The 20,975-nt window shown below is 46.6% G+C and carries 20 protein-coding genes; 16 read left to right on the forward strand and 4 right to left on the reverse strand.

Annotation, left to right across the window (positions count from 1 at the left end; translation table 11 throughout):
- The first annotated feature begins 156 nt into the window (after positions 1-156).
- The 6 genes from LX24_RS09725 to alr all read left to right on the forward strand — a co-directional run bounded on the left by LX24_RS09725 (position 157) and on the right by alr (position 6,375).
- Positions 157-1,491, forward strand: coding sequence for a histidine kinase (locus tag LX24_RS09725; protein ID WP_166511967.1), 1,335 nt, complete (start codon positions 157-159; stop codon positions 1,489-1,491).
- A complete protein-coding gene (locus LX24_RS09730; protein ID WP_166511968.1) occupies positions 1,466-2,239 on the forward strand; it encodes a LytR/AlgR family response regulator transcription factor in 774 nt (257 codons plus the stop codon). Before LX24_RS09725 ends, LX24_RS09730 begins: the two co-directional genes overlap by 26 nt.
- A 233-nt stretch (positions 2,240-2,472) precedes the next feature.
- On the forward strand, positions 2,473-2,820 hold the full coding sequence (locus tag LX24_RS09735; RefSeq protein WP_243131697.1) for a hypothetical protein: 348 nt from the start codon (positions 2,473-2,475) through the stop codon (positions 2,818-2,820).
- A gap of 216 nt (positions 2,821-3,036) precedes the next feature.
- Positions 3,037-3,459, forward strand: a complete 423-nt coding sequence (acpS, locus tag LX24_RS09740; protein ID WP_166511969.1) for a holo-ACP synthase — start codon at positions 3,037-3,039, stop codon at positions 3,457-3,459.
- A gap of 5 nt (positions 3,460-3,464) precedes the next feature.
- Complete coding sequence (locus tag LX24_RS09745; protein ID WP_166511970.1) at positions 3,465-5,051, forward strand: NAD(P)H-hydrate dehydratase; 1,587 nt, start codon at positions 3,465-3,467, stop codon at positions 5,049-5,051.
- Positions 5,052-5,235: 184 nt separating this feature from the next.
- Complete coding sequence (gene alr / locus LX24_RS09750; protein ID WP_166511971.1) at positions 5,236-6,375, forward strand: alanine racemase; 1,140 nt, start codon at positions 5,236-5,238, stop codon at positions 6,373-6,375.
- A gap of 79 nt (positions 6,376-6,454) precedes the next feature.
- Here the strand turns inward: alr and LX24_RS09755 are convergent, their stop codons facing one another.
- A complete protein-coding gene (locus tag LX24_RS09755; protein WP_243131698.1) occupies positions 6,455-7,141 on the reverse strand; it encodes a 4Fe-4S binding protein in 687 nt (228 codons plus the stop codon).
- Between the two features lie 259 nt (positions 7,142-7,400).
- Between LX24_RS09755 and LX24_RS09760 the strand changes: the two genes are divergently transcribed.
- From LX24_RS09760 to LX24_RS09775, 4 genes are all read left to right on the forward strand, one after another.
- On the forward strand, positions 7,401-7,748 hold the full coding sequence (locus tag LX24_RS09760; protein ID WP_207706588.1) for a hypothetical protein: 348 nt from the start codon (positions 7,401-7,403) through the stop codon (positions 7,746-7,748).
- Positions 7,749-8,291: 543 nt separating this feature from the next.
- Positions 8,292-9,314, forward strand: coding sequence for an ABC transporter substrate-binding protein (locus LX24_RS09765; RefSeq protein WP_166511974.1), 1,023 nt, complete (start codon positions 8,292-8,294; stop codon positions 9,312-9,314).
- A 45-nt stretch (positions 9,315-9,359) separates the two neighbouring features.
- A complete protein-coding gene (locus LX24_RS09770; RefSeq protein WP_166511975.1) occupies positions 9,360-10,400 on the forward strand; it encodes an ABC transporter permease in 1,041 nt (346 codons plus the stop codon).
- Complete coding sequence (locus LX24_RS09775) at positions 10,397-11,191, forward strand: ABC transporter ATP-binding protein (RefSeq protein ID WP_166511976.1); 795 nt, start codon at positions 10,397-10,399, stop codon at positions 11,189-11,191. The genes LX24_RS09770 and LX24_RS09775 overlap by 4 nt, the downstream gene beginning before the upstream one ends.
- A gap of 16 nt (positions 11,192-11,207) precedes the next feature.
- On the opposite strand, the gene LX24_RS09780 is transcribed toward LX24_RS09775, so the two are convergent.
- Both LX24_RS09780 and LX24_RS09785 read right to left on the reverse strand, forming a co-directional pair.
- The gene (locus LX24_RS09780) at positions 11,208-12,356 is read right to left on the reverse strand and encodes an acyl-CoA dehydrogenase family protein (RefSeq protein ID WP_166511977.1); all 1,149 of its coding nucleotides are present in this window, start codon (positions 12,354-12,356) and stop codon (positions 11,208-11,210) included.
- Entirely contained in the window at positions 12,356-12,793 is a 438-nt protein-coding gene (locus LX24_RS09785) for a helix-turn-helix domain-containing protein (protein ID WP_166511978.1), read from the reverse strand. Before LX24_RS09785 ends, LX24_RS09780 begins: the two co-directional genes overlap by 1 nt.
- A gap of 154 nt (positions 12,794-12,947) precedes the next feature.
- Between LX24_RS09785 and LX24_RS09790 the strand changes: the two genes are divergently transcribed.
- The gene (locus tag LX24_RS09790) at positions 12,948-14,456 is read left to right on the forward strand and encodes a class I adenylate-forming enzyme family protein (protein ID WP_166511979.1); all 1,509 of its coding nucleotides are present in this window, start codon (positions 12,948-12,950) and stop codon (positions 14,454-14,456) included.
- A gap of 83 nt (positions 14,457-14,539) precedes the next feature.
- Positions 14,540-15,790: an acyl-CoA dehydrogenase family protein gene (locus LX24_RS09795; RefSeq protein WP_166511980.1), complete on the forward strand. Its 1,251-nt coding sequence runs from the start codon at positions 14,540-14,542 to the stop codon at positions 15,788-15,790.
- 83 nt (positions 15,791-15,873) lie between these two features.
- On the opposite strand, the gene LX24_RS09800 is transcribed toward LX24_RS09795, so the two are convergent.
- On the reverse strand, positions 15,874-16,392 hold the full coding sequence (locus LX24_RS09800) for a hypothetical protein (RefSeq protein WP_166511981.1): 519 nt from the start codon (positions 16,390-16,392) through the stop codon (positions 15,874-15,876).
- A 241-nt stretch (positions 16,393-16,633) separates the two neighbouring features.
- Between LX24_RS09800 and LX24_RS09805 the strand changes: the two genes are divergently transcribed.
- From LX24_RS09805 to LX24_RS09820, 4 genes are all read left to right on the forward strand, one after another.
- Positions 16,634-16,822, forward strand: a complete 189-nt coding sequence (locus tag LX24_RS09805) for a ferredoxin (RefSeq protein WP_166511982.1) — start codon at positions 16,634-16,636, stop codon at positions 16,820-16,822.
- 164 nt (positions 16,823-16,986) lie between these two features.
- The gene (locus LX24_RS09810; RefSeq protein WP_166511983.1) at positions 16,987-19,257 is read left to right on the forward strand and encodes a hypothetical protein; all 2,271 of its coding nucleotides are present in this window, start codon (positions 16,987-16,989) and stop codon (positions 19,255-19,257) included.
- 209 nt (positions 19,258-19,466) lie between these two features.
- A complete protein-coding gene (gene speD, locus LX24_RS09815; RefSeq protein ID WP_166511984.1) occupies positions 19,467-19,847 on the forward strand; it encodes an adenosylmethionine decarboxylase in 381 nt (126 codons plus the stop codon).
- A gap of 168 nt (positions 19,848-20,015) precedes the next feature.
- Complete coding sequence (locus tag LX24_RS09820; RefSeq protein ID WP_166511985.1) at positions 20,016-20,795, forward strand: polyprenyl synthetase family protein; 780 nt, start codon at positions 20,016-20,018, stop codon at positions 20,793-20,795.
- Positions 20,796-20,975 lie beyond the last annotated feature (180 nt).

The following is a 20,975-nucleotide window of genomic DNA, read 5'->3' on the forward strand; positions in this document are numbered from 1 at the left end:
ACACCTGGATTTAATAACGAAATTCAGCCATTGTCACAAGCTACCTTCTTTTTTAATTAATAACTGCAGGAATAGTATTTATGCTGTCGAATATTAATTTTATGAAAACCAAATTTTAGAATATTAAAATTATTATTTGCAACGGGGGTAAAGGGTATGCCTTCGAAAGAAAACCCCGCTCACAGAGTATTAGCCTATTGGTTTGCAATATTCGCAGTTACACTGGCGATTATTTACCTGTGGCAGCCAAAACTTTATGCCGCGGCAGTCTTGTTAACCTGTGCCGCACTGCTGTCCGTATTAATTGCCATATTTATATTCACCCACCACCGGGGTACCAAACGCAGCCCCACTGATGAGCAATTGGATCCCACGCTGCGTATTGCACATGAGACGTTGCCATTTTTACGCCGGGGTCTAAATGAAGAAACCGCCGCCAACACTGCCGAAATTATCCGCCGTACCGCCGATGTGGCGGCAGTGGCCATCACAGACCGGGAAAAGGTGCTCGCATATATTGGTGCCGGATCTGACCACCACAAGGCTGGCCGGCCCATCATGACCCTGGCCACCAGGGAAGTAATCCGCACCGGAGAAATAAAAATAGTGCGAGATGGTTACGGTCTGGACTGTCCTGTGTCGGGTTGCCCGTTACAATCCGCAGTAATTGTACCATTACAGTGTAAAGATGAAATAGTAGGCACCGTCAAGCTATATCAAACCAAACAAGGTGAACTACCCCATGCCGTAGTAAAACTGGCTGTTGGAGTAGCCCAACTATTAGGTATGCAAATGGAACTGGCCGAAGTTGATCGCCAGGCTCAATTAGTTACCAAGGCAGAATTGGATGCGTTACAAGCTCAGATTAACCCGCACTTTTTATTTAATACGCTGAATACCATTATAATGTTCAGCCGCACCAACCCTGAAACAGCCAGGCGCCTATTAATCCGACTGGCATCTTTTTTCCGCCACGCCCTTAAAAGGCATGGGCATTTTAATACTTTAAAAGAGGAAATGGAATACCTGAACACGTATTTAATACTGGAACGGGCCAGGTTCAGAGATAAGCTGCGGGTAGTGCGTGAAATAGACAGTCAACTATTGGAATGTAAAGTGCCCGTATTAACAATCCAACCCCTGGTAGAAAATGCAATCAAGCACGGTATTTTACCCAAACCTGGCCAGGGTACTGTGCAAATTTCCGCCAGCAAACATGATAATGAAATGCTTATTGTAATCAGAGATGACGGGGTGGGCATAGATACAGAACTACAAACTAAAGTACTTACCCCCGGGTTCGGTTCGGGCAACGGGGTGGGCATGAGCAATGTGCATGAACGGCTTAAAGGTTTATATGGTCAAGATTACGGCTTGCGCATTGTCAGTGTACCCGGCGAAGGTACGTCCATATATGTTAGAATACCGCTGTCATCCAGCACGTTGGAAAGGGAGGGGGAGGCAATTGAAACTAAAAGCATTGATCGTTGATGATGAATACCCCGCACGCCAGGAATTACGCTTCCTTTTGAACAGTTTCAACAATATTGAGATCGTCGGCGAAGCAGCTAATGCCCAGGAGGCTCTGGCACTGGTCAAGGCTTTGGATTACCAGGTAATTTTCCTGGACATATCCATGCCCGGCATGACGGGTTTGGAACTGGGGGCTGCCATCCAAGAGTTACCCAAACCACCCCATGTTATATTCACAACTGCCTATGATGAGTTTGCATTAAAGGCATTCGAAGTCAATGCTGTGGACTACCTTTTGAAACCGGTAGAACCAGGACGTCTCAAAAAAGCCATCGACAAGGTAATTAAGGCCTATCAAGAAGTGGCCGCCAGTAACGAGGAAAACAAGCCGGCGGAAACCGGGCGCAACAAGCCAAGCCCGACCCAGATTAAAATAGATCGTATCCCGGCGGAAAAAATGGGTAAAACTGTATTGGTGGCCGAATCAGATATTTTTTACGCCTTTACCGAGCAGGATTATATTTATATTAAAACCCATAATGATAAATTAATGACTCGTTTTACCTTAAAAGAATTGGAGGCCAGGCTCAACCCACAAGTATTCTTCCGCACTCACCGCTGTTACCTGGTTAATTTACACAAGGTAAAGGAAATAGTGCCTTTTTTCAATGGCACGTATAACCTGGTGGTGGAGGATAAAGAACATAGTGAAGTACCTGTAAGCAGGGCACAGGCCAAGAAATTACGTAAAATATTAGGTTTTTAACAGTATCGACAAAAACCTTGGAGAATCAAAGTTAAACAAACCCCAGTATGGTAATCGAAAACCTTCCTTATTTCTTATTAACACGATACGTATATATACCAAATTACCAGTTAATAATATAAATACGGGAAGCGTGAAGTACAGGGACGGTTCACCTGCCTCCTGCTAAGGAAGCATTAGAACCGTCCCTGTGCTTCACCAATATCATATTGAATGGGGTGTTTTACATATATATGCAGGTAGTTTGGGAAATGCTCAGCGACCAAAAAATATGGGCGCTTTTGGGGGATGTAAACCGTACCATTGACAAGGATGTTATCCGACTAATGTTTATCGAACTGTTTAGCCGGCTTAAAGCCCTGGAGGAAGAAAACCTGGCTCTGCGTGTTTTATTAATAGAGGAAGGACTGGTTAATCAGGAACTGTTTAACTCTTTCAAAGAGGCGGTGCACGATTTCCTACAAATGAAAGGGGAGCAGGCTGCCCGGGAAAGTGATTTTTTTGCCAAATCAGGCGTATCCTTTCCCGAATGGGTGAACTTTAAATTAAATGGCCAGTTTAGTAAACCCATTGAACAATAGATTTGTTCTACCAGCTAAACTGTTTTAGCACTTCCATTTGTACAATTACCTGCTTAATATGCAGGTTTTTCTTTTAGGACGTGGAATAGTTTGATGGAAATCTTTCTCTCGTTCATTACGCATTAACAGGTCAAGCAATACGATTGATCTTTTGAACCAGGTATCGTTTTATTTATGGGTAAACTTAATCCCAATGAATCAAAGAAAGCAATTTGTATGCAAAAGGATTATCAAATCTATACAGAAAGAGTTGTGGTGCAACATGGGATAATAGGTATTGGTACCGATATTATAGAAATTACCAGAATAGAAAAGGCTGCCCGCCGGAGGGAACGGTTCTTAAGACGTGTTTTTACTTCCGGGGAAATTAACTTTTGCATGCGTCGCCGTAACCCCTGGCCCTGCCTGGCTGCCAGATTTGCAGCCAAAGAAGCGGTTTTTAAGGCATTGGGTACCGGTGTTACCAACTGGCATGAAGTAGAGATCTGTGGCGGCGGTGACGGGCCTGTACAGGTGAAACTCACCGGAAACGCTTTACAGCATGCCAGGTCCGGACAGGTGAGCACTGTTTTGCTGTCCATATCCCATAACCTGGGGCAGGCAGTGGCATTTGCCACAGCTATACACAAGGGAGAGTGATGGATTTGCGGCTAGTAACTGCGCAGGAAATGAGCGCAATGGATCAAATGGCAATTAAGGAATATGGTATACCTGGTGTAGTATTGATGGAAAATGCCGGGCTTAAAGTGGCGGAATTAGTTGCTACGCTTCTGGATGACCTAACTAGTAGTAATGTAATAGTCTTCGCGGGAAAGGGCAACAACGGCGGAGACGGCTTTGTGATAGCCCGGCATTTATATAACCGGGGGGCGCAAGTACAGGTTTTTCTGGCCACGGAATTGGATAAAGTCAAAGGCGATGCACTGACCAACTTGAATATCTGGCGTAAAATGGGACAAAAGGTTTACCAAATTAATAAAAACAAAGACCTTAACCTGGTTAGACTAGCTTTAATAAAAGCGGACCTGGTGGTGGATGCTCTTTACGGTACGGGCTTTAAAGGTGTAATACGGGAAATGGCCCCCGTTATCGAGGCTGTTAACGCCAGTGGCAGGCCCGTAGTGGCCGTAGATATACCTTCGGGCTTAGAAGCCGACACAGGTCGAGCGGAAGGCCCCTGTATAAAAGCTGATCATACGGTGACCTTTGCCCTGCCCAAGGTAGGGCTGGTGTTGCCCAACGCCCGTCCATATGTGGGAAAACTGCATGTGGTTGACATTTCTATCCCCACCGGAATTACTTCGGGCAACCCTGGGAAAAAAGGCGAAGGCAATAGCAACAACCGCTATTTAATCACAGACCAACTGGTGCGCAACTGGTGGCCCCGGCGTACAGGCAATGAACATAAGGGGAATTTCGGGCGGGTGCTGGTAATTGCAGGCTCCCGGGGCATGTCCGGGGCGGCAGTGCTGGCGGCCACAGCAGCAGCCCGGTCAGGTGCGGGTCTGGTTACTCTGGGGGTGCCCGCAGGAATCCATGACATTGCCGAGAACAAACTAACCGAGGTAATGACCTTCCCACTGCCTCAGACCGACCGGGGAACACTCAGTATATCTGCCCTGGAGGAAATCTTAGACCGGGCAAGCAACAGTGATGTGTTGGCTCTCGGTCCTGGATTGGGCACAGGTCCGGATATTGCGGAACTGGTTAAGGAAGTGCTTTTACATTTAGAAAAGCCCTGCGTACTGGATGCTGACGCTCTAAACGCTCTAGCGGGTAAAACTGAACTTTTTAAGGCGGTGCGGCCAGATTTAGTACTTACCCCCCATCCGGGTGAAATGGCCCGGCTAACTGGACGCACCATTGAACAAATACAAAACGATCGGCTTGGTGTAACCGCCGAAAAAGCTGTGCAATGGGGAGTTGTGATAGCACTAAAGGGTGCCGGTACAGTGGTGGCTGGCCCGGATCGTACCCTCTATATCAATAACACAGGTAACCCGGGCATGGCTGCAGGCGGTTCGGGCGATATATTGACTGGTATGGTAGCAGGTTTTATAGCCCAAGGCCTGGAAGCTTTGCCTGCAACAGCCGCCAGTGTTTACCTGCACGGTTTAGCAGGCGATGCCGCCGCACGGCAAAAAGGTATGGCCAGCCTCCTGGCCGGCGATATGTTGGAGCAACTGCCCGTAGTATTTAAAGAGATGGAGCAAAAAAACCCGACATGTTAACTCAGTTTACAAAAAACAGTAGTTATTAAAGAATAGATTCCAGCAAAAATACTAACACCCGGGCATAAGCATGATAAAAACAAAAGATAATGCTACATGGTAGTTGTTACTACTCATATCATCACATTACTTAATAGCTATCTTTTATCTAAAATGGCTTTTAAACTTCATGCGGAGGTACAAAATGAATGAACATGCACCGGTATGGTTGGACATCAACATTGGCGCGCTGGCCCATAATATCAAACAATTAAAGAGTATCATTAGCCCACAGACAGAGCTAATGGCAGTGGTCAAGGCCAACGCCTACGGCCACGGTGCCGTGGAGGTGGCTCGAACAGCACTGGCCAGCGGAGCCACCCGTCTGGGCGTGGCCCGGGTTACCGAAGGAACCGAACTGCGCCAGGCGGGCATTGAGGCACCGGTGCTGGTGCTGGGGTATACCGTACCCGAAGATTATCCAGCCATATTAAACAACAGTCTGACCCAAACTATTTACGACTTGCGTACCGCCCGGGAGCTTTCCTCATTAGCCTCCCAGACCGGAAAAAAAGCGCTGGTACACATCAAAGTGGACACTGGTATGGGACGGTTGGGTTTTTTCCCGGACAACGACGGATTAAGGGATATTATCAACATTGCCAGGCTTCCTCACCTGGAATTGGAGGGCATTTTCACTCACTTCGCTTCCGCGGACTGCCGTGACAAAAGCTACGCTAATAAACAATGGCACAGCTTTATGGAATTTATAGAACTGCTCACCCGTGAAGGATTGGAATTTCCCTTACGACACGCGGCCAACAGTGCCGCGCTGCTGGATATGCCGGAAACTCACCTGGATATGGTCCGGGCCGGTATTGCTGTATACGGCGTCAGCCCCGCAAGGGAAGTTGATATTAGCAAAGTACACCTGCAGCCCGTAATGGCGGTCAAAGCCCGGGTGGCCCACGTTAAACGGGTGGCTGCAGGTTCCGGTATCAGTTACGGAGTAACTTATATTACACCCTCTTCTACAGTGGTAGCTACAATTCCAGCAGGGTATGCCGATGGCTATAACCGTTTGCTGTCATCAAAGGGTGAAGTGCTGATTCGCGGGCAAAAAGCGCCGGTGATCGGTCGTATTTGCATGGACCAGTTCATGGTGGACGCAGGACATCTGCCAGACCTAACACCCGGGGAAGAGGTAGTACTTATGGGCCGGCAGGGTAACGCAGAAATAACCGCTGACGAAATCGCTGAAAAAATTGGTACCATATCCTACGAAGTACTATGTGCCATGAACAGCCGGGTACCCAAACATTTTATAAAAGAACATGCTAAATAAAATGTAAGAATGATTCTCTAACACCTTAAACGTGAAAAAGAACCTTCGGATTATTAGCCCAAAGGTTCTTTTTCGATAATTAAGCCGCCATGTCGCAAGACACAGTTTTATCTTTGTCAAAGGAAAGCGCTTTTTTGGGACAACTGTATACACACGAGAAACAACGCAGGCAGTCGCTACGTTCAAAGGCGTTATCCTTGTCAAATCCGCTGGGGTTCAGTTGCATGGGACATGATTTGGTGCAAATGCCACACGATACACAGCTGCTGCCGGTCCGGAGCGGTTGTTGACGCCGGGCTATCCAGTGGGCCACTGTACCCATGGGGCATATGCGGCACCAGGTGCGGGGATGAATACCCCAACCCAGCAATATAGCTACCACCGTAGTTACAGTTAATACCCTGACCATAGCCAACCCCATAGCCGGTATATCACCCCAGGCCAGATAAAACTGCACACCGATAACGGTAAAAATCAGTAGAACCATAAAGGTTCGTACGGCCTCATTCTTAAAGAAAGCTGGAATAATAATTTTACGGCTGATAGGTCCCATGAATAAATCTAGAAAGGCACCCCGGGGACACATCCAATCGCACCAGTTACGCCCACGAAAAATAGAGAGACCAACCGCCCCAAGCATGCAGCCAAAAAGCAAAAAGCCCAACAAAGGGTAAAACCAACCGCTTATGGCCACCAGAGGCAACACCACCCAAGTGTAAGCCTGCAGCTTGGTCCTGCGCAATAAAGCTGCGTTAACTTTCATCATTAATCCTCCTTAACCTAGTATCCATATATTTGATTATATTGATATTATAATATTAGTCAACTGTTTTTTATCTTACCTTACACTTTAATAAATTAATTCAGCGGGACAAATCAATACTTTATCATGCATAGCGTCAAAATATCATTTTCTATTACATCGTTAATAAACTATAAATATATAAAGGAATAATAAAATTTTTGCAGAAATAAGAAATAAGATAGTATTTGTACAGCAAGAGCTTTTAGTAAAAGGGGGGAGTATGTTGGCAAGTCCGCGTTTAAAAGAACCAGGCCAAGGGGGAGCTTTATCCGGCGCGCGGGTACTGTCCTTTGTTTTTGTGGTGTTGACAGTAGGCTGTTCCGCTTGCCTCATTGCAATAATGGCCGGTGTGCCAGTAGGTTTCGCCAGTGCCATTGGTGGTGCAGTCGCTGGAGTAGTGGGATTTTTCATACTGGCGTTCGGTTCCCTGTATGAGGTAAAAACTATTACCTGTTCGGCATGCGGTCAAACTGACCAAACATTGAAACATATCGGCACATACAATTGTTTTAATTGCAGCACCAAATATTATGTTTACGATAGGGAAGTTAAGAGTATCAATGCTTAAAACTTAAAGATATCAAATTGCTTGCTCTGCCGCGGTTAAAACCGCGGTTTTTTTATTTTTTACGAAATACAGCAGCCTGAATGTTTTCACCAAAGACTTATTGATACTATTATTGAAAGTTGAACATTTATCTGTGGGCTTCAACCGCCTTGCTTGTCCAATCCGATTTTGTTTGACACCCGGTTGATCCGGGTGATATAATGCGATTGAAAAAAAATATATTAGCCTGGGCAACTGGGTTGAGCAGAGTTTAGAAAAGTACGAGGAGAGCTTAGATGAGCCGGAAACAGTATAACAGACCGGTACTCATTGTAGTGCCGGTTTTTATATTTCTCCTCGCGTCCAAGGAGGTGCGTTTAATAAATCAGGATCCGCTTGATAAACAATATTATACGAAATAGGTATAAAACAGCGGTTATTTATTAGTTGGCTCATTAATTGGGCCTGTACCAGTATATTACTATTTACCACCCTTAAATTGCGTTGATAAAACTTACCTGACAAAGCACTGATGCTAGAAGCTAAAAACCAGGAGGAATTTAAATGTTTACAAATATTTTCAATAAAAATATTATCTACATACTGGTGTCCTTATTGCTGCTTCTGGCCGCAACCGGTTGTGGCGGCAATGAACAGGCCGGTGTAAATGATTCCGACACTGACAGAGTATACCGAATAGGCGTCACCCAATTCGTAGATCACCCGGCATTAAACCTGGACCAGCAAGGATTTTTGGACCAAATGAAACTGGAAGGGTACATCGAAGGAGAAAATATACTGTATGATATTCAAAATTCCCAGGGCGATCACAACCTGGCCAAGACCATTGCCGATAAATTCGTAGCCGATAAAGTGGATGCTATATTCGCCATTACCACACCCAGTTCCCAGGCAGCGGCCATGGCTACCAAAGGCACTGACATACCTGTAGTTTTTATAGCAGTTTCCGATGCAGTGGGATCGGGCCTGATTCAAGCCAATGATAAAGCCACCGGCACTAACATCACAGGAGTATATAGCGCCGACCCCGTTGAACAGCAAATGGATCTCATCGGTGAATTCATTCCAGACATCAAACAGTTGGGGTTCATCTATAATGCCGGTGAAGCCAACTCGGTGAGCAATATCAACCGGGCCAAAGAATATGTTGAAAGTAAGGGTTGGAATGTGGTGGAAGTTTCCGTGGCCAGCAGCAACGAAGTACAAGCAGCCGCCCAGTCCCTGGCCGGCAGGGTGGATGCGGTATTTGTACCCCAGGATAACACTGTGATTTCCGCGCTGGAGGCTTTGCTTAAAGAATTACAAGATAAAAATGTACCCCTCTTTACCGGCGACACCGAGTCTGTAAGACGGGGCGCCGTGGCCACCGTTGGTAACGATGAATATGATTGCGGCGCTCAAGGTGCAACCATGCTGGCCCGGATATTAAAGGGTGAAAAGGCGGGGGAAATCGTACCTGAAGAAATCCGGAAACGCACCTTGATGATCAACAAAACAGCGGCGCAAAATATTAATCTGGCAATTCCTCAGTCCGTACTGGACCGGGCCGATGAAATAGTAGAATAATTTCACCGAACAAGCGTTTAAAACCACAGAAAGAAGTGAAGGTTCATGGAAAGTGTACTGATAACAGCATTGCAACAAGGTCTCATCTATGCCTTTATGGCATTGGGGGTACTGTTAACATTTCGACTGCTGGGCTTTCCCGACCTCACTGTGGAGGGTACCTTTCCCCTTGGTGCAGCAGTTACCGCCCGAGCGGTAGTTGAGGGCATCGACCCGCTACTGGCGGTGCTGCTGGGTGCATTGTCCGGGGGCGCCGCGGGAGCAGCGACCGGGCTGATGCACACCAGGTTAAAAGTAAATAACATACTGGCGGGTATTTTAACCGCCAGTGCTATTTACACTGTTATGTTGCGCACCATGGGGCGCCCCAACACACCTCTTTTAAATCATGATAACGTATATGGCCAAATACTGGGCTGGTTCGGCCTCATTGAGTCAAATATAACAATAATACTGGTACTGCTGTTGATCACCCTGGCAGCACGTGCATTGCTGGGCTGGTTTTTGGGCACCGATATGGGATTGGCCCTACGGGCCACCGGCAGTAACGAGCGCATGATCAGGTCGTTGGGTGTCAACACCGACAATACCAAACTACTGGGTTTAGTTATTGCCAACGGTCTGGTGGGCTTGTCCGGTGCCTTAGCCTGCCAGTTCCAGGGCTTTGCCGATGTGGGTATGGGCATAGGCGTACTGGTTGCCGCCATTGCTTCGGTAATCCTGGGTGAGACTATTTTTGGCGGTCACCGCCTGGGACGACTGCTTACCGGAGTCATCCTTGGCTCAGTGCTCTACCGGGGTCTACTGGCCCTGGGCTTGAGACTGGGCTTGCCTGCTGAGGACTTTAAACTAATGACAGCCGCACTGGTTCTGCTGGTGCTGGCCATGCCCAACATGGGAATAAGCCGGCGACTTGCCGCTGTCCGGCCAAGCACTGGTATTGGTAGCATTAAAAGGTTATGGAGCCCCTTTAACCCGAACCGCACCGGAAAGGGTTCCGGCCTGGTAGGTAATCCCTCTGTACCAGGCAGAACTAACGGCTGCATCGGTACTGTTTCACAGACGGGAAGGGGGGACGACAAATGATTACTTTGACCGGTATTGAAAAGTATTTCTTTCCGGGCACTCCCAATGAAATTAAAGCATTGAACAACATTAACCTTGAAGTGGCCCGGGGTGATTTTATTACTTTAATCGGCAGCAACGGAGCAGGCAAATCCACACTGTTAAAGGCTATCGCAGGCGTCATTCCGGTGGATGACGGGCATATCATAATTGGCGGGCGGGATGTCACCAGGCTGCCCGAGCACATGCGGGCAATGGAAATCGGACGCATTGATCAGGATCCCCTGGCCAGCACAGCAGCAGAGCTTTCCATTGAGGAAAACTTGGCTATGGCCTTTCTGCGGGGAAAACGGCGTGGTCTTACCAGGGCTGTCACGACAAACCGGGTCAAGGAATTTAGAGCTGCCCTCAAAGACATCGGTCTGGGTTTGGAGGAACGACTGAAAGTGCCCGTGGGCACATTGTCCGGCGGCCAGCGGCAGGCACTGGCACTGGTAATGGCCACCATTGCCCGGCCCAGACTGTTACTACTGGACGAGCACACAGCAGCCCTTGACCCCAAAGCCGCCCGTCTGGTTATGAATATCACGGAACGGGTGGTCAATCGCCATAATCTTACTACTCTAATGATCACCCACAACATGGAACAGGCGCTGCAGTTTGGCAACCGGTTAATCATGATGCACCGGGGCCGTATTATTCTAGACATTGGAGCCGAAGAAAAAAGCAATCTAACGGTAGCTGATTTGGTGGCAAAATTTTCTTCGTGCAGCGGTACAGTATTTGCCGACGATCGGGTGCTGCTGGCCTGACTGGTTTGTTTCCGTCTTATAACAGCGAGGCAATAACCGCCTTTTGAATGTTATTTGTCCCTTCAATCAAGGATAGCACCCGGGCATCCCGCAAATATTTTTCCACCGGCCAATCCTTTAGGTACCCGCGCCCGCCACAAATATCCATCGCCATCGCAGTTGCCTCCTGAGCGACCTGGCTGCCTGCTATCTTGGCCATTGATGACGCCATTGTATAATCCATATCGTTATCAATAAGCCAGCAGGCTTTCCACACCATCAACCGGGCTGATTCAATTTTGGCAGCCAGTTCCGCCAGGGCAAAGGAAACCGCCTGCTGGGTAAACACAGGCCGGCCAAACTGGTGGCGGCGTTTACTATACTGCAAGGCAAATTCATAAGCAGCCCGGGCTAACCCCACGCCAACGGCCCCGGCCAAGGCACGTCCCCGGTCAAAGGTTTGCATTAACAGCAGATACGCGCTACCCCGGGGGCCAATGGCCAATTCACCGGGTACAGAAACGTCTTCTAGAATAAGTTTCGTTGTCCGTACATACTCAATACCCATTTTATCGTATACGGCACCTATTTTTAGCCCATTTATATCCTTAGGTATAATGATGGCCACAAGACTCGCCCTTTTACCTTTGGCATCAGTGGTGGCAAATAAAGTGGTAAAGTGAGCCAGGCCGCCGTTAATTACAAATTCCTTGACTCCGTTGATTACCCATTGATTATCCTTTCTGTATGCCTTGGTCGCAATGGCTGTAATATCCGACCCCGCTTCGGGTTCAGTGAGGGCGAACGCGGCCAGGTGTGTTTTACCACAGGCCAGAGGCGGCAAAAATGTTTCTTTTTGTTTGGTGGAGCCGGCCAAAATAATTGGGCTGGCGGCATGTATATTGGCAGTAACCACAGTGGCCACGCTAGTGCACAAAGCGCCCAGTTCCTCAAGCACCAAGGCTGTGGAAAAATAACCCAACCCTCGTCCCCCATAATGCTGCGGTACGGTAGGGGTTAAAAGCTTATGCTCAGCCAAAGACGTAATTAGCCCATCAAAAAACAATTTTTCCCCTGCCTCACCGGATTGTTCCGCCGCAGGCGCCATCCACCCGCAGGCTAAAGCATTGACTTCCTCCAATAAAAGCTGTTGTTCAGAGGAAATATTAAAATTAACCACAGCCATTAAACCTCCCTTTTCTTCAGCCAGGTAACAAAATCAATGATTAGTCTTTTCCCTTCGGGGGAAAGTGATTGATAATCAGATAACAATTTTTGCTCATCCATACTGAGGGCTACCCGCACATCGGGGGACACAGTTGTTGATTGTATATTTACATCACAGTGGGTACCAACTCCAGTGAAAGGAACATTTAGCTTTTCACCGGAAGAACCATACAGGCCCGAGCTATTAAAATCACTGGAACTTAAAAAAAACTCAATGGGTTTGCCCAGTATCTCTGCTATATGTGCCAGTTGTGCGAGGTAGATCCTCCGTTTCCCCTTTTCATAATTGGACAGGGTGGACTGGGAACAGCCAATTTTCGCTGCCAACTGTTCTTGGCTGTATCCCGCCTGCTCCCTGGCCAACTGCAACTGTCTGCCAATTGATTTGTAACCCATGTATATCCCCACTTTATCTTTTTTCTATTTTTTTAATTATCGTAATATTTTATATAATCCGATTAAAAACTATTGAACTCATTATTACAAATAGATATAATTATGTCAATTATTAATAATTAACTGGTAAAACAACCACTTAAGGAGGCAAAGGATGAATCTAATTGAAATATTAAACCGCAATGCCAGCAAATTCCCAAACAAGGACTGTCTTCGTTATAACGGCCAAGGAATAACTTTTGTCGAATTGCTCGCCCAAGCCGAGAAGTCCGCCGCAATATTACAATCTTGGGGTGTAAACAAAGGTGATAAAGTTGCAATTATGAGCTACAACACGCCTGCATTCGTCATAGCATTTTATGGGGCGTTAAAAGCAGGAGCGGCAGTGGTTCCGGTTAACCATAAACTGGCCGCCCCGGAGATTAGCTACATACTGGAGCACAGTGAATCCAAGGTACTCTTTTTCGACGGTGCTTTGGGCGAAGTGGTAAGGAAAGTTCCGGTTCAGGCACGGATGGTGGCAATTGGTTCGGACGCCGAGGGATTTGACCGCCTTGAAAGAATTATGGACAACGCTCCGAATTTTACACACATACCAATTGAGGATCATGATCCAGCCGAGATACTTTATACCTCCGGCACCACAGGTAAACCCAAAGGTTGCTTGCACAGCCACAAAAATGTTGTTTTCGCCGGTATCACCGGAGCCCTGGCTGTAAAAATGGATGAACAAGACCGCCTGTTAATGGCCATGCCCATATGGCATTCCTCACCACTTAATAACTGGTTTATAGGAGCACAATTTATTGGTGCCACTACTGTATTGCTACGCGAATATCACCCATTACACTTTTTACAAACCATACAGGAAGAAAAATGCACAGTTTATTTTGGCGCACCCATCAGTTATATCATGCCTTTGCAAGTTATACCAAACTTTAGTGATTTCGATTTGTCATCCATGCGCTGTTGGATATATGGCGGCGGGCCAATTGCGGGAGACACAGCTATCATGCTAATGGAAAAATACCAAAGTAAAAATTTCTTCCAGGTATACGGCATGACTGAGGCCGGCCCAACGGGCACCGTGCTCTCCCCCCGGGACCAGATACGCAAAGCGGGTTCCATAGGATGTAATGCTCTGCCCGGCGCGGACCTGCGGGTGATGAAAAACGAAACGGAACATGCCTTACCGGGCGAAACAGGTGAAATTTGGCTCAATGGAGATAGTATTATGGCCGGGTATTACAAGAACCCTGGAGCTACCGCCGAGGCTTTTTACAACGGTTGGTATAAAACCGGCGATGTAGCCCGGCTGGATGCCGATGGGTACTTATATATTGTAGATCGTACAAAGGATATGATTGTCACCGGCGGTGAAAATGTCTATTCCAAGGAAGTAGAGGACGCCATCGCCAGTCACCCTGCTGTAATGGAGTCCGCGGTTATCGGAAGACCACATCCTGAATGGGGTGAGACGGTAATAGCACTCGTAGTTTTAAAAACAGACACTACTATAAATGAAAAAGAGCTTAAAGAGTATTTATCCGAAAGATTGGCTAAATATAAAATACCGCGGGAAATTATTTTTACAGATTCGTTACCGCACACCCCTACAGGAAAAGTAAAAAAATTTGAACTCCGCGAACAATACAACAAATAAATTAAATATTTAAAAAATTAATCGGTTAAGCATTAGCTTTGGAATTTACAAGTTTTATAAAATAGAGTGAAAGGATAAATGCCATGTTTGACTTTTTGTTAACCGAAGAACAGCTTAAATTGCGCGATGAGGTTCGGGAACTGGTCAAGTGGGTACCCCGCCAAATGATACTGGATATGGACAAGGATAAAATTAAATTCCCCAAGGAATTTCTCCAGGAAGCCGGCCGCCGCAACCTGCTGGGCTGCCGGTACCCCAGGGAGTGGGGCGGGCGAGGGATGGACTGGGTAACCACCGCCATGGTGATGGAAGAAGTGGGCACCCTGGGCTATATTTTTGCCTGCACCTTTGGCGTAGGGGCGGAGCTGGTATGTGATGCTATCGTTCAGCATGGTACCGACGCACAAAAGGAGAAATATGTTAAACCACTGTTGGCCGGTGAAATTTTTGCCGCCGAATGCCTCACCGAGCCCCGGGGCGGATCGGATTTCTTCGGCACCACCACCATGGCCGAGGACAAAGGGGACCATTTCGTGTTAAACGGCCAGAAACGCTTTATCGTGGGAGCCGAAGGTGCCGATTATTTTCTGGTCTACGCCCGTACCGATCACGACCCCAAAACTCACCCTCACAAAGCACTGACCTGCTTCATTGTAGATCGCGGGCCGGGTGTCAACGTGGAATACCTTTACGGACTCATGGGCTGCCGGGGTGGTGGGGCCGGACGCATTGTATTTAAGGATGCCGTGGTACCAAAAGAAAATATAGTGGGCCAGCTTAACGGTGCCTATGCGGTATTCAACACCATGATGATACCCGAACGCCTGGGCACCGCAGCCATGACCATCGGCGCGGCCCGTCCTGCCCTGGATATAGCCACCCGGTACACTTCCCGGCGTAAAGCATTCGGACAGGTAATCAACCAGTTCCAGGGCGTCAGCTTCCAGGTAGCGGAGGCCGCCATGCTGCTGGACGCAGCCCGGTCGCTGGTTTACGCCACCTGCCGCGCCGTGGATGGCGGGGTAAACACCAACCGTGTGCGCCGTATGGTCAGCGAAACCAAAAAATTTGTCACCGAATCCTGTCAGAAAGTAGCCCGCAACGCCATGCAGGTCATGGGCGGCATTGGCTATACCAACGTGTTTCCTGTGGAGCGCATTAACCGGGATTTGGGCCTTGCTTCCATCTGGACCGGTACCAGCGAAGTCATGGCCATGATCACCGCCCACGAATGGTACCGGGAATACCATCAAGCCCAAAGCCAGTGCTCGGGCAGGGACCACGAGTTGGACGCCGCCGAGGCCACAGCAGCGGAAGAAAAAATATATGAGTAACAAGAAATTAATCGCGCACATCAATTCCAGGGAATGATGGAATGGGAAAAAGCCCCGGAGGATTTTTCACCGGGGCTTTTGTACTATCTTTGGTAAGTATTGTTAATTAGCCAGGTCAAACGTTCATCGCCATTTACCTGAATGAAATAATAATCTGGACTGTCATTTACCTTGAACATATACGGATACCCCTCATTGCCGGGCAATTTAAAATTACTGACCACCACGGACTTGTCCACATCCAAGGGATTGTAAGAACGTCCCAGAGCATCAATTAACTGTACATCATTTTGATTTATCTTTGCATCAGTAACCAAAACCAACCCCACAAATACCCGACCCGGTTCGGCAACAGCTCTATTATTTGACAAATCCACTGTATTGATAAAAATGTTCTTACCACCCCGGACCTGATAATACTTTCCTTTTACTTCAACCTGCTCTCCCAGTGATACATATTGGTCCGGCAACTCCACCGTATGCCCGGTAACCCGGTCGCTGGTTTGGGTAGCCAACCAGTAGACAATAAAAAATACACCCGGCGCAAAGATTAAAAATATAAGCCATTTTCTTTTAGTTTGATCAGTTGTTTTACCGGACATTTTTCACCAGTCCTTTTCATCAGTGTAAATAATGTTACAATAACACCTGTTACAAATTATTGCTGGGAAAGCGTTATTTGTCAACCAACTCTAAATGAAAACATAACCGTATTACAGTTTATCTTAATGGGTTTTAATTAAAAGTAAAAAGTTTGCTAAAATAGTTTTACAGGAATAATATTCAAAAAAAGTGCCAGACTATTACTGTTCTCGCAATACTATTGCCGGAGGTGCAACATATATGCATGCAGAAGTAGACCAGGATCTTTGTATTAGCTGCGGGGCTTGTATAGATATCTGCCCTGATGTTTTTGATTGGAACAGTGATGAAAAAGCTCATTCCATAGTGGATGAAGTTCCCAGCGAATTGGAAGAGCAGGCTTCTGAAGCAGCCGAGGGATGTCCCACAGATGCAATAACCGTTAATTAATACTTTCTTTCCATAGCACGGCTGTATTAATATTCAGCCGTGCTTTTTCTTTTATAGCAAGTGCTATTTATCGGATCCTAAAGAGTTTTTTAGTCGCTTTACTGGCCAATTACCTGTAATTCAGCTATAATTAATGAAGTTATTTTATAGAAAGGAAAATACCAGTGAAAAGAACTCACCTCTGGGGTATACTTCTCATATCCATATTAACTATAGCGGTATGTATACTATGGCCGCCCGGTTCCTCCAAAAACCAAATAATACAGCCTGTATATGGCTTGGGATTACCACAACCGAATAACATTGAATATACTAAAGAGCCCGGCCATATCTATCTGATCACAGTTGACCGGTTGGTATTACAAGACCTGGTAGATAATCCGGACCTGTTTAATGAAATAACCGGACAGGCAGCCTTGGGATTGATGAGTGTAGGTGTAGAGGGCGGCCTAATACCGGATAATACTTATGCCTCCATAGGTGCCGGAGCCCCAATCAATGCCTCAGGTACCGCCCTGCACGGGTTAAATGCCTGGGAATTGCTGCAAGGCATTCCGGCAAGTGAAATATACCAGCAGAGAACCGGACTTAACGCTCCCGCCGGTACCGTGCTGCAGTTGGATATAGCACGCATTAAAACATTAAATGCGGAAAGCCGCTATTCGGCTATCCCGGGCTTATTGGGCACAGTTTTGCAGGATAACGGCATCGCAGTATCCGTACTGGGTAATGCCGACAGCAGCGAAAAATCCGCCCGCCCGGCAGTGGCTCTGGCTATGAATAAGAACGGCCTGATTAAAGGCGGTGATGTGAGCGATAATCTGTTAGTAGATGACCCTTCTTTTCCAGGGGGACTGCGGACTGATTATGATAAATTACTGTCGATATTACTGGAATCCTATAAAAAACCAGGTTTAACCGTCGTAGAGTTGGGTGATTTGGAGCGATTGGAAAAATCAGGGGCCTATCTGGAGGAAAGCGTACTAAAATCTCAACGCCGGGAAACACTTAACAAGATAGCCTCTTTTATCACCCACATACTGGAGCAAATGGATGAGGAGCATGACATGCTGCTGATTATTTCACCCACACCCAGGGGTAATTATGTGCCCGGTACCAACTATTTAACCCCGGTGTTGGCCGTGCATAATTCGATTCAACCCGGCCTATTAACTTCACCAACCACCCGGCGGCCTGGGATTATCAAAAACACTGACCTGGCACCCACGATACTGGACTATTTTAATATAGAAGCACCGGCCAACATGTATGGTCGTCCGCTGCATACCATAGATACAGACCTGACTATTGCAACATTGTCAACAACATACGAGCAATTGGAACAAACTTATCAATATCGATCTCCTGTGTTAAAGAATTATGTACTGGTATTGCTGATACTTGTATTGCTTTCCCTGGCGGCGGTTTTGCTGCCTCGCGCCAATGAATTAATGAAGGTATTAAAACCGCTGCTACTGGCGGTAATGGCAGTGCCCATAACTTTGCTACTAATTACACTGCTGCCCCATAAAACACCCGAGTTGTTGATATTGGAAATAATTGTATTAACAATAGGCATTACGGCAGCCATTTATTTATGGCTGGCAAATCATAATCACGACCTGGACCCATTTATCATTATCAGCCTTACTACATCATTATGTATTGTTGTCGACCTTTTTTTGGGAGCGCCATTGCAAAAAAATTCACTACTGGGCTACGACCCCATAGCGGGAGCCAGATTCTACGGGCTTGGCAACGAATACATGGGAGTACTGCTGGGCTCTACCATTATCGGCACCGCTGCTTTTATTGATCGTTTGTCCACCCGCCACCGCAAAACAATTATTGTCATAACCGGGCTATATTATTTAGTTACCTTGTATGCCATAGCAGCACCGGATAAAGGTACTAACGTCGGCGGCTCAATAGCGGGAGTTTTCGCATTTCTGGTTACCTTTTTATTACTGTTAGGTTTTAAATTCGACTTGAAGATAATCGCTAAAACGGCTGCTACCGTAAGTGTTTTTCTTCTGGCATTAATCTTTTACGACCTACAGCGACCTACGGAAGGCCAGTCCCATATCGGTCGTACAGCTAACCTGATAATATACAACGGACCGGGTGAAATATTAAATATCATTTACCGCAAGGCAAGTATGAACATCAAATTGATCAAGTATACCATTTGGAGCAGGGTCTTTCTGGCCAGCCTGGTCAGTTTGGCAATCTTATTTTACCGTCCGGTGGGAATAATGAAGCAGATATTTACCCGCTATACCAATCTGTATACAGGTTTCATCGGTGTAACCATCGCCAGCATCATGGCACTTATTTTCAATGACTCCGGTATAGTGGCCGCAGCCACTGCCATGATATTTTGTGCGCCGCCGCTGCTTTATCTGGTCATTCGTACCCTGCGCCCCAACGTTTAGTTTTGGATTAAATGAATAAGCAAAGTAGAGTAAAGCTGAGGTTTTGATTAAAAGGCAGTATTAAACAGTTAAAATCACAAGCATACATAAAATATTGTTGACATTACAATATTTTATGCTAAAATTGAGTTTGGCTGGTATAAAGGTATCCACTTTGACTCTCTATCAGCCAGCCTTTAACAATATGCAAAAGGGGGAAGATAATAAGAATGAAACCTTTGGGCCGCCATGTACTAGCTGAAATCTATGGATGTGAATACGATATTCTCAATGATATCGGCAAAGTTGAAAAAATTATGGTAAACGCAGCCCTTGAGGCAGGTGCCGAGGTAAGAGAATTTGTATTCCATAAATTCAGCCCGCAGGGGGTCAGCGGAGTGGTTGTAATATCAGAATCTCACCTGGCCATTCATACTTGGCCGGAGTTGGGTTATGCCGCCGTTGATGTTTTTACCTGCGGGGACAAGGTGGATCCCTGGGATGCGTGCAACTTCTTAACCGAGCAATTCTGCGCCAAGCATCTCACAGCTAAAGAGACAAAACGGGGCATACTTCCTGATATACCGCTTCAGGAAGCCGTAAATCTTTAGGAGGGATTTTTATTAGTACCAACTTAAGTGAAGATTAGCATGACCTTGCTGTTTGGCCAACAAACGCAAGGTCATTGCTTTTTATTGATAAATATACACTCACGGAAGGATATTTTATCGCGGCACCGAATATATAATTGTTTAAAGCAAAGGAGGCTGCCCCCACATATGCATATTTTTCATCATATCAGCGATGAACTGGAAAAAGTAAACAAGTTGATTTATAAAAATTTTTTTATCAGAACGGGTAATATTAATGATTATGTTAAGCAGGATTTCAATTATTTATATATTAATTTACGGCCTGCATTGGTGCTAATATGCCACCGGTTGTTTAGCCCGGTAAATCAGCAAGCCGTTGCTCTGGCTGCCGTGCTGCAGTTTATTTTTATGGCTTCCCAGGTACACGTAAAACTATCGGAAAACAACCCCGGACAGGAAGAACCTATAGATATCCGTACCGGTTATCAATTTCCCGTGCTGGTGGGGGACTACCTGTACGGCAAATTTTTTACCACTTTATGCGACGCTGGTATTGTACACTACCTGAAAAATATGGCGGAGCTTATCTGCACTATCAATAAAAACGGTATTTTAATTCTAAAAAATCCAGACCTGGCCATCTCCAATCCGACGGCATACTTGGAAGCGATTCGCGGCGAATGTGCGGAACTGCTGGCTTGCGGTGCCTATTTAGGAGCCGATTTAGCCGGCGCTGACAGTGGCAGTAAGGATAAGTTATATCATTTCGGACTGAATTTGGGCATGGCCTTGGGATTGCTGTCAAGGGGTGCCCCGGCAAGACAGGTAAACCATTATGCCGCCACAGCAGAGTCTATACTACAACACCTGCCCCCGGGTAAAGATAAAGAAAGCCTGCGGGATCTACTGGGTTTATTAACCACCGAAAACACCGAAGCTGAGCGCATGGTACGCATGGTGGTATAATTACATTTTATTACTTGGCCCCAAGTTTTTGTTATTTACTCATTATGAATTCAACCCTATGCTTACCGTGACAGCATAGGATAGGCATAAACTCAATACAATACAATTGCATAATTTACGGCAAGCGAGTATGTGACCCAGGCCTATACAGTGCTTTTGCACGATCCCTGGTGCCGGCAT

The sequence above is a fragment of the Desulfallas thermosapovorans DSM 6562 genome (assembly GCF_008124625.1).
Classification (GTDB): Bacteria; Bacillota; Desulfotomaculia; order Desulfotomaculales; family Desulfallaceae; genus Sporotomaculum; species Sporotomaculum thermosapovorans.